This is a genomic window from Gammaproteobacteria bacterium (genome assembly GCA_016199745.1).
Classification (GTDB): Bacteria; Pseudomonadota; Gammaproteobacteria; order Acidiferrobacterales; family Sulfurifustaceae; genus JACQFZ01.
Map to the genome: position 1 here is coordinate 43,731 of JACQFZ010000013.1, position 13,376 is coordinate 57,106.

15 protein-coding genes and 1 riboswitch are annotated in these 13,376 nt (G+C 60.3%); of the genes, 12 read left to right on the forward strand and 3 right to left on the reverse strand.

The genetic code is table 11. The features are described 5' to 3' along the window. Positions 1 to 3: 3 nt before the first annotated feature. The 3 genes from HY308_02690 to HY308_02700 all read right to left on the reverse strand — a co-directional run bounded on the left by HY308_02690 (position 4) and on the right by HY308_02700 (position 1,323). Positions 4 to 345, reverse strand: a complete 342-nt coding sequence (locus HY308_02690) for a ferredoxin (protein MBI3897184.1) — start codon at positions 343 to 345, stop codon at positions 4 to 6. Between the two features lie 63 nt (positions 346 to 408). After that, positions 409 to 1,107 (reverse strand): CbtA family protein, encoded by a 699-nt coding sequence (locus tag HY308_02695; protein ID MBI3897185.1) that lies wholly within the window; start codon positions 1,105 to 1,107, stop codon positions 409 to 411. 21 nt (positions 1,108 to 1,128) lie between these two features. Next, positions 1,129 to 1,323: a CbtB-domain containing protein gene (locus HY308_02700; protein ID MBI3897186.1), complete on the reverse strand. Its 195-nt coding sequence runs from the start codon at positions 1,321 to 1,323 to the stop codon at positions 1,129 to 1,131. Positions 1,324 to 1,457: 134 nt separating this feature from the next. Then, a riboswitch (cobalamin riboswitch) is annotated at positions 1,458 to 1,677 on the reverse strand. A gap of 322 nt (positions 1,678 to 1,999) precedes the next feature. On the opposite strand from HY308_02700, the gene HY308_02705 reads away from it, so the two are divergent. From HY308_02705 to HY308_02760, 12 genes are all read left to right on the forward strand, one after another. After that, complete coding sequence (locus HY308_02705; GenBank protein ID MBI3897187.1) at positions 2,000 to 3,679, forward strand: precorrin-8X methylmutase; 1,680 nt, start codon at positions 2,000 to 2,002, stop codon at positions 3,677 to 3,679. A 41-nt stretch (positions 3,680 to 3,720) separates the two neighbouring features. Further along, positions 3,721 to 4,800, forward strand: a complete 1,080-nt coding sequence (gene cbiD, locus HY308_02710; protein ID MBI3897188.1) for a cobalamin biosynthesis protein CbiD — start codon at positions 3,721 to 3,723, stop codon at positions 4,798 to 4,800. Between the two features lie 103 nt (positions 4,801 to 4,903). Beyond that, positions 4,904 to 5,497, forward strand: coding sequence for a HupE/UreJ family protein (locus HY308_02715; protein MBI3897189.1), 594 nt, complete (start codon positions 4,904 to 4,906; stop codon positions 5,495 to 5,497). A gap of 53 nt (positions 5,498 to 5,550) precedes the next feature. Continuing rightward, positions 5,551 to 6,285 (forward strand): precorrin-2 C(20)-methyltransferase, encoded by a 735-nt coding sequence (gene cobI, locus HY308_02720; GenBank protein ID MBI3897190.1) that lies wholly within the window; start codon positions 5,551 to 5,553, stop codon positions 6,283 to 6,285. Continuing rightward, a complete protein-coding gene (cobM, locus tag HY308_02725; protein ID MBI3897191.1) occupies positions 6,282 to 7,061 on the forward strand; it encodes a precorrin-4 C(11)-methyltransferase in 780 nt (259 codons plus the stop codon). The genes cobI and cobM overlap by 4 nt, the downstream gene beginning before the upstream one ends. Next, positions 7,058 to 7,801 carry a cobalamin biosynthesis protein gene (locus HY308_02730; protein MBI3897192.1) on the forward strand — a complete coding sequence of 248 codons (744 nt, stop codon included), beginning with the start codon at positions 7,058 to 7,060 and terminating at the stop codon, positions 7,799 to 7,801. The genes cobM and HY308_02730 overlap by 4 nt, the downstream gene beginning before the upstream one ends. 71 nt (positions 7,802 to 7,872) lie before the next feature. Beyond that, positions 7,873 to 8,241 carry an endonuclease domain-containing protein gene (locus HY308_02735; protein MBI3897193.1) on the forward strand — a complete coding sequence of 123 codons (369 nt, stop codon included), beginning with the start codon at positions 7,873 to 7,875 and terminating at the stop codon, positions 8,239 to 8,241. Positions 8,242 to 8,291: 50 nt separating this feature from the next. Next, on the forward strand, positions 8,292 to 9,839 hold the full coding sequence (cobJ, locus tag HY308_02740) for a precorrin-3B C(17)-methyltransferase (GenBank protein ID MBI3897194.1): 1,548 nt from the start codon (positions 8,292 to 8,294) through the stop codon (positions 9,837 to 9,839). Further along, complete coding sequence (locus HY308_02745) at positions 9,836 to 10,948, forward strand: GTP-binding protein (protein ID MBI3897195.1); 1,113 nt, start codon at positions 9,836 to 9,838, stop codon at positions 10,946 to 10,948. The genes cobJ and HY308_02745 overlap by 4 nt, the downstream gene beginning before the upstream one ends. Before the next feature lie 50 nt (positions 10,949 to 10,998). After that, positions 10,999 to 11,601 (forward strand): cob(I)yrinic acid a,c-diamide adenosyltransferase, encoded by a 603-nt coding sequence (gene cobO / locus HY308_02750; protein ID MBI3897196.1) that lies wholly within the window; start codon positions 10,999 to 11,001, stop codon positions 11,599 to 11,601. Positions 11,602 to 11,603: 2 nt separating this feature from the next. Continuing rightward, positions 11,604 to 12,899, forward strand: coding sequence for a cobyrinate a,c-diamide synthase (locus tag HY308_02755; protein ID MBI3897197.1), 1,296 nt, complete (start codon positions 11,604 to 11,606; stop codon positions 12,897 to 12,899). A 184-nt stretch (positions 12,900 to 13,083) separates the two neighbouring features. Next, the gene (locus HY308_02760) at positions 13,084 to 13,320 is read left to right on the forward strand and encodes a thioredoxin family protein (protein ID MBI3897198.1); all 237 of its coding nucleotides are present in this window, start codon (positions 13,084 to 13,086) and stop codon (positions 13,318 to 13,320) included. Positions 13,321 to 13,376 lie beyond the last annotated feature (56 nt).

The following is a 13,376-nucleotide window of genomic DNA, read 5'->3' on the forward strand; positions in this document are numbered from 1 at the left end:
GATTTAGGAATCGGGTGCGATGACATGAGCGGGGCAAACATCTCCTTCGCCTAAGCGATGGAAGACATAGTCGGTGACTTCGCGCCCGTCTTCGAGATGCTCGACGACGATGCGCCGTATTGCCGCTTCATCGACTCGGTGATACCAAACCCCTTCGGGGTAGACGACGATAATGGGACCGTTCTTGCACACGACCATACAGTGCGAGCGCGTGCGTTTAACTTGCAGGTGCGGGCGGGCGTCGATTTGCTGGCCGAGATATTTGAACATCGCCTCCGCCTGCACGCCGTCTTCGGTGCAGCGTGGGCCGGTGCACATGAGCACGTGCCTGCGATGCGTTCTCATATCGAATTATTTAGGTAGGCGACATCGGCGAATCGCCCCCTTCGAGAGGGGGCGATAGCGTTCTTAGCCGATCTTCTTGTAGAAAAATCCGAGCAGTCCACCGAGCGCCAGCCAGAACACGGCGTTGGCGATCGCCGAGGCGATAACAAACGAATGTGCCAACTCTTCCGGCGCCAAGCTGCTGTGCACTTGCGGTTGCGGTGCGCCGATCAGATGCGGCACCCCGAGCAGCAGGGCACCACCGATCTTGGCAGCCCAGTGACGCGCGAACACCAGCAGGGCGAGGCCGGTAGCGGTGAATGCTGTTGTCATCAACCACCAGACTTGGCGATCGCTGAGCTGGGCAGCTTCTGTACCCGGAACTTCTGGCGGCAGACCCAGCGAGGGTGCAACGAAGAAGACCGCGTACGCGGCGGCACCCCATAGTAGGCCAATGCGCCAGTCGGTCTTTTTACGGAAGACCGCGATAGCGGCGGCCAGCAGCAGTGCGAAGGACAGGCCGACAATGATATTGGCGCCGGTGGTGAAGAGCGTGCGTTCCCAACCGTCTGCCGGTGCCCATGCTTCGGCATGGTGTTCGTGCGCCGACACGGTGGCGTCGCGGCTGGCGTTTGCCGCCTCGGCGGCTTGTTCGTATACCTCGGCCTGAAGAATCAACGGCACCACCTGCACGCGTTGCACGGCGGTCAATAGCAATCCCGCCAAAATGCCAGCTAGCGCAGCCACGGCGACGATTTTCTTGAATACGGCCATGTTGAACATGAGAAACCTCAGGCAAACAAATTAATGACAGGGAAAGGCAGCAGAGTGACGCGCGTCGTGGGTAGCGTTGTGCAGCGGGCTGACGCTGGAGAAGCCGGCGGCCCAGAGCAGTGTTGCGCCGAGGACGGCGGCGAATAGCACCGGCAACAGCGTGTTCGTTGTAACGTCGGATTGGATGTGTGATTCGGTTTTAATTGCGTTCGGCGTTGACGACATGTGAGCGTTCTCCTCTGGGGCGTTGTCCAATGCTTAAAAGTCCAAAATACGGATACCAACGGCAGAAACGGATAGGGGAGGATGGGAGACGGGTGCGAGAAGAGCAAGCCGCCTGCATCGCCCTCCGCGATACCGAACCTGCAGTCACTTCGGGCCGGTCTCCGGACTCACGAGTCGGTCCCCCTCCGGGTCCCGTTGCCGGCGCCTTCCCGTGTTCGCACACAGTGGCGTACCGCTGGCGTTTTACTCGTTTACCGTTGCGGGGGCAGCGTCGGAATTGCCTTGCGGCGCACCGACTTCCCGTTTCACCCCCATGGAAAATGCCCATGGAGTACCTGAAGCGTTACTACCGGCGCAGTCTATGCTGCGGCGAAAATACTGACAAGCTGTTGTTTGTATTAGCCACCGGTTTTGGCGCTGGGTCGTTGGTGAGTGACGCATGGCGGCATTTGCCAACGTCGTGGTGTCATGGCGCCGGTGGGTGCCGGTGGCGAGTTGTCCTGGTCGATGTCCCCGGGTCGCCCGCACGATGGTATCCGCCGCCAACTCGTTTTGGGGGTGGCGGGTTTGCGATTACACTCGCGTTCCCGTAAATCGGGCGGGGTTGGTTGAGACGCAGGCGCCGTAGCTCCCGCTGACCGATGGCCTACGGTTTTTCGGACGAGTCGACATCTTAATGAAACAAGCCGTTTTGCAGGACTACAGCATCATTGTCGCCGCCCACGGCAGCCGCGACCCGGATGGATTGCGCGAATGCGAGTCCTTAATAGCGTTGATGCGCGCACGTGCCCCGCAGCGGCAAATTGCTTGCGGCTATTTGGAGTTCGCCTCGCCGACGATCGATCAAGCGATCAAAGCCACGGTCGATGCCGGCGCCACGCGCGGGGTGATGTTGCCGGCGTTGTTGTTCGCCGCGGCGCACGCGAAGAACGATATGCCGAGTGAGCTTGCGGTGTTGAAGCGCGATTTTCCGCAGATCGGATTTCATTTCGGCGCGGCGCTGGACGTGCATCCGTTGTTGTTGCGCTTGGCACAGCAGCGCATCGTCGAAGCCGAAGCGCAATCGAGTCATACGATTAAGCGGGCCGACACCTGTTTGGTCGTCGTCGGTCGCGGTACGTCGGATCCCGACGCCAATGGCGAGGTATCGAAGCTGGCGCGCATGCTGGAAGAGGGCATGGGCTTCGGCGCATCGTTCGTGTGTTATGCCGGCACGGCCAAGCCGTTGGTGACCGACGGCGTGCAAGCGGCGGCGCGGTTGGGTTTTCAGCGCATCATCGTGTTCCCCTATTTTCTGTTCGACGGCGTGTTAGTGAAGCGCATCTATGCCGCCGCCGACGCACTGCACGAGCGCCAACCGGAGATCGATGTCTTGAAGGCCGGCTATCTCGGTGCGCATGCCGATGTCGCCGATGTATTTCTGGAACGTGCGCAAGAAAGTATCGACGGCCGCGCGCATATGAATTGTTCGCTCTGCAAATATCGTGTGCAGATCGTCGGCTTCGAAGAACAAGTCGGCGCCCCGCAGCAAGCACATCATTTGAAATCGCGTGGTCTATTGGCAAAAGAATCCGAGGTGGGTTCCCTCCCCCTCAGGGGGACGGACAGGGTGGGGGTGGGTTCGTTGGACGATAATGCATCGATGCAACCCACCCCCCACCTATCCTCCCCCCTGAACGGGGAGGAACCCAGTAGCGAATCCGGGTGGGCACCCTACGAACCGCACCCGATCGAAGCCGAGAGCTTTCGTATCATCGACGCCGGTCGCGATTGGTCCAAGTTCTCGCCGATCGAAAAGTTGGTACTGCAACGGTTAGTCCACACCAGCGGCGATTTCGGTATCGTCGACGATATTTATTTCTCGCCGGGCGCGGTCGAAACCGGCCTGCGCGCGTTGTTGCGTTGTCGGCGCATTGTCGCCGACGTGACGATGGTCGAAACCGGATTGAAGCGCACTTTGTTGCAACAGCTCGGCGTGCAAACCTGGTGTGGCGTGCACGATCGCGAAACCCATTTGCTGGCGCAAGCGAGTGGCATCACCCGCTCGGCCGCTGGCATCCGCCGTGCTTGGCAGAAATTCGGCAATGACGTGATCGTGGCGATCGGCGATGCACCGACAGCAATCATGGAAGCCACGCGCCTGATTCGCGAACATGGCTGGCGGCCGCAGCTCGTGATCGGTCTACCGGTCGGCTTCGTCGGCACGCGTGAATCGAAAGACGATTTGCGTCGTTGCCTGCAAGTGCCACGCGTAACCAACGTCGGCTTCCGCGGCGGTTCGCCGTGGGCGGCGTCGGTGGTCAACGCGATGATGATCGGCGCGCAAAATTATCTCGCCGGGGTGCAAACGCTGTGACGCGTGCGCCGTTCGACCTAGCGCGACCGGCGGACAACGGGATGCGTCGCGGTCGTACGACCGGCACGTGCGCGACCGCGGGGGTAAAAGCCGCCCTGCAATTGTTGCTGCACGGCGAGACCGCGACCGAGATCGCCGTCAGCCTGCCGGACGGCGCACACTATATTATGGTGCCGGTGCAGCGGGTCGAGCAGGTTGACGGCGGTGTGCGGGTCGAAGTCGTGAAGGATGCGGGCGACGATCCGGATAACACCGATAAGGCAGTGATCGTCGCCACGGTGCGATCGAACGGTCGCGGCGACGTGCGCTTTCTAGCGGGCAAGGGTGTGGGCACCGTTACTGAACCGGGAATCCGTGTGCCGGTCGGCGAGCCGGCGATCAATCCGGTGCCGCGACAGATGATGCAGCTGGCGGTTGAAGAAATGCTCGATGGCGCCGCCAATCCCGGTTTCGATCTGGAGATCGGCTGCATCGATGGCGAAACGATCGCTAAGAAAACGTTCAACCCGCGGCTGGGTATCGTCGGCGGTATTTCGATTATCGGTACCAGCGGCATCGTCGAGCCGATGTCGATGGCGGCGTATATCGCCTCGATCGAGGTGTATATCCGCGTCGCCGTCGGCGGCAGCGCAATGCAGGTCGCGTATACGCCGGGCAAGATCGGCACCGCCTTCGCCAAGGGTGTGTTGCAGCTAGCGAATAAACAGATCGTGCAGATTTCGAACTTCGTCGGCACGTCGTTGGACTTTACTCAGCAAGTGCTGACGGAAGCGGGTGCGACGTTGCCGGCGTTGTGGATGCTTGGCCATCCCGGCAAGCTTGCCAAGACGCTCAACGGCGAGTGGGACACGCACTCGGGCAAGAGCGCGATGGCCATGGGCGCGGTCGCGCGCGTGGCGGCGGATTGCGGTATCGAATCGGCGCTGGTCGAAAAAATCGAGCAAGCGAATACCGTCGAAGCGGTGATGGAGCTGATGAAGCCGCATCCGCAGGCGACGGCGATGTGGAGTGAAGTCGAAAACCGGATTGCGAAGGCGATGCACGAGCGCGTACCGCGCGCGCAGCGCATTGAGGTGCGGTTGTTTGGTTTGCACGGCGTTGCTTTGGGTAAGGCGGCGTAATTGCCCCCACCCTAACCCTCCCCCGCGAGCGGGGGAGGGAATTGATAAATAAGTCATAGGGCGACCCGTTTCTTTTTTTGAAGATGATGTGAGGAGAAATGTGATGCGTAAATTATCGATGCGGTTTTTGCTGCCCAGCTTGGCGGCATTGTTGGCACCGGCATATGCCTTCGCTCATCCGAGCGCTGTGGCGCATGTGCACAGTTTCGACGCCGGCTTCGGCCATCCGTTCGTAGGCCTGGACCACATGTTGGCCATGGTCGCGGTCGGTTTGTGGGCGGCGCAGCTGCGCGGCCGCGCCATGTGGATCGTGCCGGCGGCGTTCGTCGGTGTGATGATGCTCGGCGGTGTGTTGGCGCTGGCGGGCGTATCCATTCCGTTCGTCGAGCAGGGCATTCTTGCCTCGGTCGTGGTATTCGGTATTTTGATCGCGGCGGCCACGCGTTTGCCGATCGCCGTTAGCGCCGCGCTCGTCGGCGTGTTTGCCGTGCTGCACGGCCATGCGCACGTGACGGAGATGCCGCTGGCGATGGATGCGATGGAGTATGGTGTCGGTTTTGCGCTAGCGACGACACTGTTGCATGTCAGCGGGATGTCGTTCGGTCTGGTGCTGAACAAATGGCGTGTGCAAGAGCAGCTGTTCCGCGCCGTCGGCGTCGCCATCGCGGCGACAGGTCTATATCTAGCGATCGTTTAACTAATGTAGGGTGGGCAGTGTTTTTCTGCCCACGCGTTCCTACACGGAACTCCATGAATCCACTCGGCACATTTTTCGGCATTGGCGTCGGCCCCGGCCCGGCAGGTTATCTGCCGGTCGCCGCGCTCGAAGCACTGCAGCGCGTCGATACCATATACATCCCACGCGCGCGCTCGGCCGAAGTCTCGGTCGCGCGCCAATGTTTGGTCGGTCTGTCGATTCCCGACCAACGCTTCCGTGAAATCGAATTCACGATGGATCCGGACCGCACGGTCTTGCGCGAGCACTACGCCGAGCTCGCGCAACAACTTGCCGCCGAGCTCAAAGCCGGGCGCAACATCGCCTACCTCACGATCGGCGATTCGATGACGTATTCCACCTATGGTTACATCCTCGCCGCGTTGCGCGATTTGTTGCCTGGGTTAGTGCAGAAGACGTTCCCCGGCGTAACGAGTTACGCTGCCGCTGCGTCGGCGATGGGTTGGTCGCTCGGCGAGGGTAAGGAACGCGTGCTAATTCTACCGTGTCCTGATGAACCGTCCGCCTTGCAGCGCGACATCGAGACGCACGACATCGTCGTGCTGATGAAAGTCGGCAAGCGGTTGCCGTGGGTGCTCGATCTGCTGCGGCGTTTGGGTATTGCCCAACATTGCGCGCTGGCCTCCCGCATCGGGCTGCCGGGCGAGGTGTTGTGCGGCGATTTAACACAACTGCCGGCGGACGATTCGCTCGGTTACTTATCGACGATGTTGATTCGTCGCACACCACGAGAAAAAAGACACATATGAAAGTTTATTTCATTGGCGCCGGCCCCGGCGCACACGATTTGATCACCGTTCGCGGTGCCGAGCTTCTGAAACGTGCGCGCATGGTGCTTTACGCCGGCTCGTTGGTGCCGCCGCAGGTGCTGTGCTACTGCCGCAAGAACGCCGAGATTATCGACACCGCCGCGCTCAATCTCGACGAGCAGGAAGCGTGTTATCGGCGCGCACTCGAAAAGAAATGGGACGTGGCGCGCGTTCATTCCGGCGATCCGTCAATTTACGGCGCGACCGCCGAGCAGATGCGACGGTTAGACAAGCTCGGTGTTTCATATGAAGTCGTGCCGGGCGTGTCGTCGTTCACCGCTGCCGCCGCGGTGTTGTCGAGCGAGCTGACCAAGCCGAACGTGTCGCAGACGATTATTCTGACGCGCGTTTCCGGCCGCGCCTCGCCGGTACCGGAAAAAGAATCGCTGGGTAAGTTGGCCAAATCGGGCGCCACCCTGTGTATTTTTCTGTCCGGCCCGCATCTCAAGAAGATCGTCGACGAATTACGCAAACACTATCCGGATAAGACACCGGTCGCGCTGGTTTATCGTGCCACCTGGCCGGATCAGCGTTCGCTCCGCAGCACGCTCGGTAAAGTCGTGAGCGAAACCAAAGTCAGCAAGTGGAAGCTGACCAGCATGATGATCGTCGGCGATGTCTTGGCGACCGAAGCGGCGACGGAATCGAGCCTGTATGCCGCCAACTTCAAACACAAGTTCCGCAAACCGGCCAAGCGTGTGAAGGTCGAGGCGTGACCGAGTCGCTCGGCATTTGGCTAGTACGCGAGCATGCCGAGCACGTCGGACGAATCTTGCAGGAGCGACTCGGCGGCACGGTCTTCCGCCCGTGGCAAAACGCTGCGCCGCAGCGAGAGCAATTTAGAGCGCTGTTTCCGCAGTACTCGAAATGGGTGCTGGTAATGACCACCGGTATTGCGTCGCGCTTTATCGACGGGCTGATCAGCGATAAGCATTCCGATCCGGCGGTGGTGGTGCTGGATGAAGCGTGCCGCTACGCGATTTCTTTGCTTGGCGGTCATGAGGCCGGTGGCAACGACCTTGCTTATCGGGTCGCCAACGTCGTCGGCGCGGTGCCGGTGGTGACGACCGCGACCGAAGCGCTGAAGCCGCTGGTTGTCGGCATTGGTTGTCGTAAAGGGGCGACGGTCGAGCAGATCGAGCGAGCGGTGCGACAGGCGCTCGGGACGCGTGATATCAGCGAGATCAGAGAAGCGGCGACCATCACGCTCAAGGCGGACGAGCCGGGATTGCGGGAGTTTTGCCAGCAGCAAGGCATTCCGCTGCGCGTGATCGCCACCGACGACGTCGCTGCGCGCGCGTGGGTGACGCAGCCGTCCGAGTGGGTGAAGAAGAACGTTGGTGTTGATGGCGTCTGTGAGCCGTGTGCGCTGATTGCGAGCCCGCGGGGGAAATTGTTGGTTGCGAAGATGGCGTTGGATGGTGTGACGGTTGCCGTGGTGGAAGACCGTGCTTGATGGATAGCTCCTCGCAAAACTGCGGATCTCCCTCCCCCTCAGGGGGAGGGCCGGGGTGGGGGTGGGTTTAGATGCACGGCCGATCTAACACTTTCGCCAAATCTTCCTCAATTCGCTTGCGTAAACAGATGACCGATGCCGAGCGGAAGCTTTGGTACGGTCTTCGCCACAAACAACTGGGCGTAAAATTCCGCCGACAGCACGCGTTTGATAATTACATTCTTGATTTTGTCTGTCTCGAGCACAAGCTAGTCGTCGAAGTGGACGGATCACAGCATGTTGAGAACGTGGTATCAGATTGTGCTCGCACCGAGGCGCTGCAGCGAGCCGGATTTCGTGTGCTCCGATTTTTCAACAACGAAGCCCTAACGACGACAGAAGCTGTACTTGAAAAAATTTTGGCGGAGCTAAACCCACCCCCACCCCAGCCCTCCCCCTGAGGGGGAGGGGGTTAACAGTGGCGTCGTTACCTTTCTATAGAGTCTGAAACATGCAAGGTGTTCTTAATCTAGTTTCCGTCGGTCCCGGTTACAGCGACCTCATCGTCCCGCGCGCCGAAGCGGCATTGCGTAGCAGCGACGTCATTGTCGGCTACGAGCTGTACCTGCGCTGGATTCAACCCTGGGTCGAAGGCAAGGAGATTCATTCGCCGCCGCTAACCCAAGAGCGCGAGCGCGCATTGCTAGCGATCGAAAAGGTACGCGCCGGCGCCAAGGTGGCGTTGATATCGAGCGGCGATATCGGCATTTATGCCATGGCGGCGCTCGCGTTCGACGAGATGCGCGAGGACGACACCTATGAGGTTAACGTGGTGCCGGGTATTACCTCGGCCAATTCCTGTGCGTCGTTGCTCGGTTCGCCGCTGTCGCACGATTTTGCCACGCTGAGCTTGTCCAATCTGCTGTGTCCGTGGGAATGGATCGAGCACCGCGCGCGCCATATCGCCCAGGCCGATCTCGCCTGCGTGTTCTACAACGTGCAGAGTGCTGGCCGCCAAGAGGGTGTGTATCGCATTCTGCGTATCATGCTGGAGCACAAGCTGCCGTCGACGCTGTGCGGTGTCGTGCGCAACGCCTATCGTCCGGATCAACAAATAAGTATTCATCGGCTGGAAGAGTTGCCCGGGTTGCAGTTCGACATGTTAACGACGATTGTCATCGGCAATCGCTTTACACAACGTAAGCGCGGTTGGATTTTTACACCGCGCGGCTACAACGACTGGGCGGCGACGGCCGACGTTGTTGCGCCGGAATCGTTGCCGCAACAAGCGGTGTGGGTGTTCTCCGGCACCAGCGACGGCAACGCGTTGGCGAATGCCATCGCCGAGCGCGGCAGCCCGGTAGTCGTTTCTACCGCGACGGAATACGGCGGCGAAGTCGCGCTCAAGCATTGTCCGGGCGTGCATGTTTGGTCGGGTCGGCAAGGGATGGAAGCGCGCCGGCAGGCGTTGACCAACGGCCAGGCGCGGGCGCTGGTCGACGCGACCCACCCGTATGCGACGCAAATGTCGGAGCAGCTGATCCAGCTTTCGCGCACGCTCAATATTCCGTATTTGCGTTATGAACGGCCAAGCTCATTGATCGCCGCCAGCGGCGAGTTGTGCGAATCGGTCGCGCAGGCGGCACAACGCGCCATGCAACTCGGCAAGCGCATCTTTCTCGCGAGCGGTTCCAAGGACTTGGCGACATTCGTCAAAGCCGACGGTGCCGGCGAGCGCCAATGGTTTACGCGCATCACGCCGGAACCGGAATTTATTCAACGCGCGCTCGATCTCGGCGTGCCGCGCGATCATATTTGTGCGATGCAAGGTCCGTTTTCCGCGGCGTTCAACGAGGCGTTGTGGCGCGATTGGCATATCGATTGCGTCGTGACCAAGGACTCCGGCGAGGAGGGCGGCTTTACCGCTAAGGTTGCCGCGGCCGATGCGCTCGGCATTCCATTGTTGGTAATACGGCGGCCGACGCTCGCTTACCCGACGTTGACGTCGACGTTCGACGCCGCTTTGCAGCAACTCAAGGCCTGGGGCATTCCGGCGTGAACGGGCCGATTCCGGTCACCGTCGTTACCGGCTTTCTCGGTTCCGGTAAAACGACATTGCTGACGAGTTTGGTGAAACATCGGCAGATGCGCCGGTTAGCGCTGTTGATCAACGAATTCGGCGAAGTGTCGATCGACGGCGCGCTGGTGCGGAAAAGTGCAGCCGCGGCCGCCGAGATTCAGATCCATGATTTTCCTTACGGCTTGATCGCCTATGGCGACGACACGCTGTTCGTGCCGACGCTGCGCGCCATTGCCGCGCGGCGCGCGCAGTTCGATCACGTGTTGATCGAGACGTCGGGCTTGGCATTGCCGAGTGCGGTAATGGAGCGATTGCAGGCGCCTGAGCTGGCGAACGATTTCGTGTTGGACGCGACGTTGACGGTAGTCGACACGCCATTGTTACTGGCGAACGAGTTCGACCGCGTCGACGGCGCCAATGCCGTGGTCGCCGATTCGGTGGCGACCTTGTTCGAGCAACAGCTGGAATACGCCGACGTCGTCGTTCTGAACAAGATCGATACACTCGACGAGGCGGCGTTGTTGGCGGCTGAGGCGCGCGTGCGTCGGTTGGCGCCGAACGTACGTTTCATCGAACTCGCCTATCAGGCGCGGCTCGATACGCGGTTGGCGCTCGGGCTGCGTCTGCATCAACCGACGGCGGATACGAGCGCTCGCTACTTACCGTTGGCGCCGATGCCCGATGCTAATGCGCAGCCGTTGCGCGAGCAGCGCCGGCTCGACGGCCATTCGCACTCCGGTCTGAACGCGCATGCGCACGGGCTGACAACGCACAAACATTTTCATGAGCAGGATCCGGGTTGGTTGTCGTTCGTGTTGCGTAGCACTGAACCGCAGGAGACCGATCGTTTGAAGGCAGCTGTCGTCGCCGCGGCGAAGGCGGAGCCGATCTTGCGCGTCAAAGGTTTTATTCGTGCGAAGGCTGGCGAGCGCGTGTTGTTGCAAGGGGTGCGTACGAGAGTGGTGACGACAATCGATAACGCCGCGCTGGCGTCGGCGTCGTCCGAGTTGGTATTTATCGGTTACCACTTGAACCGTGGCAGCGTTGCCGAACGGTTGACGCAATTGACCGGTAAAGACTGGAAATAATTTTCCCCTCTCCCCTTGCGGGAGAGGGGAGTGACTCTAGGAGACGACTGATGAAGACCGATACCGAATCGCACAAGCGCATGACCCAGAAGCACAAGGAAGGCTTCGAGAAAAAGAAGGCGGCGGCGCAGAAAGAAAAAGGCTTGCTGATCGTCAACACCGGCACCGGCAAGGGCAAATCGTCGGCCGCGTTCGGTATGGGCATGCGCGTGCTTGGTCACGGCATGAAGCTTGGCGTCGTCCAGTTCATCAAAGGTGCGCTGGAGAGCGCCGAGCGCAATATTCTCGGCGGTCATCCAAATTGCGATTTCCATGTGGTCGGCGCAGGATACACCTGGAACACCCAGGATCGCGAAGCGGATACGCGTACCGCGGCTAAGGGCTGGGCCGAAGCGGTACGTATGATCAACGATCCGTCGTACGACATGGTGATCCTCGACGAGCTCAATATTGTCCTGAAGTATCAGTACCTCGATCTGCAAGAAGTGCTGAAGGTCTTCGGTGGGCGGCGCGAGATGCTGCACATCGTCGTTACCGGTCGGCATGCGCCGGCCGAGCTGATCGAACTCGCCGATCTCGTCAGCGACATCCGCCCGGTGAAGCATCCGTATCAGGAGCAAGGCGTGAAAGCGCAGAAGGGCGTGGAGTTCTGAGCATGGCGCGGCGATGCCCGGCGTTGTTCCTGAGTGCGCCCGGTTCCAATCACGGCAAGACCACGATCACGGCGGCGCTCGCGCGTTATCACCGCGATCAAGGTCGGCGCGTGCGTGTGTTCAAAGCGGGGCCGGATTTTCTCGATCCGATGATCCTCGAGCGCGGCAGCGGGTCGCCGGCGTATCAGCTCGATTTGTGGATGGCGGGTGAGGCCGAGTGTCGGCGCTTGTTGTACGACGCGGCTGGCAGCGCCGATATCGTTTTGATCGAGGGTGTGATGGGGTTGTTCGACGGCAGCCCGTCGTGCGCCGATCTCGCGCAATTGTTGAACGTACCGGTGGCGGCGGTGATCGACGCCACCGGCGTCGCGCAGACGCTCGGCGCTATTGCTTACGGATTGGCCAACTTGCGTGTCGGTCTTCCGTTTGCCGGCGTATTGGCGAATACCGTTGCCAGCGCGCGCCACGCCGAGATGATCGCACAAGGTATACCGGCCGGCATGCGTTACTTCGGGCCGATCATGCGCGACGCGCAGCTTACTTTGCCGGGGCGACATCTAGGATTGGTGCAGGCGGAAGAGATCGTCGATCTCGACGCACGGGTTGCGGCCGGTGCCATATCGATCGCGCAGACTGGCTTGGCTGAGCTGCCGCCGGCGGTCGAGTTCGTCGACGGTGATGTTGCCGCGCCGCCCAAGTCGTTAGCTGGCGTGCGCATCGGCGTCGCGCGTGATGCGGCGTTCTCGTTTATCTACGCCGCCAACCTCGATTTGCTGCGTGCGATGGGCGCCGAGATCGTTTTCTTTTCGCCGCTGACCGATACCGCGTTGCCGGCGGTCGACAGTCTATATTTGCCCGGCGGTTATCCCGAGCTGCATCTGGCAACGTTACAAAACAACACCGGTATGAAGGCGGCGCTGCAACAACATTTTCGTGCCGGCAGACCGATATACGCCGAATGCGGTGGGCTGTTGTATTTGCTCGAATCGCTCACCGACAAAGCTGGCGCGCGGGCGGCGATGGTCGGCTTGTTAGCGGGCCACGCGCATATGCAAACCCGCTTGCAAGGATTGGGTTATCAATCGGTGTCATTGCCGGGCGGAGTGTTGCGGGCGCACACGTTCCATCACTCGATCATCGACACGCCGCTAACGCCGATCGCGCGCGGCGAGCGCTTGCACAACACCTCTGCCGGCGAAGCCGTTTTTCGGCAGGGTCGATTGATCGCCAGTTATCTGCATTGTTACTTCCCTTCCAATCCGGTCGCGGTCGCTCAGCTGTTCGCGCCGTCTCGTTAAGACGGTACTCGGCACGGTCGCTTGCTGCCGCTCGCCGTAAATATAATTCTCCTTTACTTTCACTAAGATGAACCATTTCGTTCTTGGGTAACCGATTAGTGCCGGCTTTTTTGTAGTTGCCGGATCGGGAAAATGGCGTGGTGACAATGTCACGCACATACACAAACCCCTGAGGACAGATGTAATGACACAGAAAGCCGTTTTTTATCACGCGGGTTGCCCGGTCTGCCTAGAAGCGGAGAAGACAGTCGCCTCCGCCATCGATGGTTCCAAATATGCCGTGGAGCACGTGCATCTTGGCGAGCGCAAAGATCGCATTAAGGATGCCGAAGCGGTTGGCGTTAAATCGGTGCCGGCATTAGTGCTCGACGGTATTCCCTTTCATATTAACTTCGGCGCCCCCATTTCCGCGCTCAAGTAATACGGCGACGGCCCGGCACCCAGTCGGTGATGCCGGGCTCTCTTGTAAATGGAATC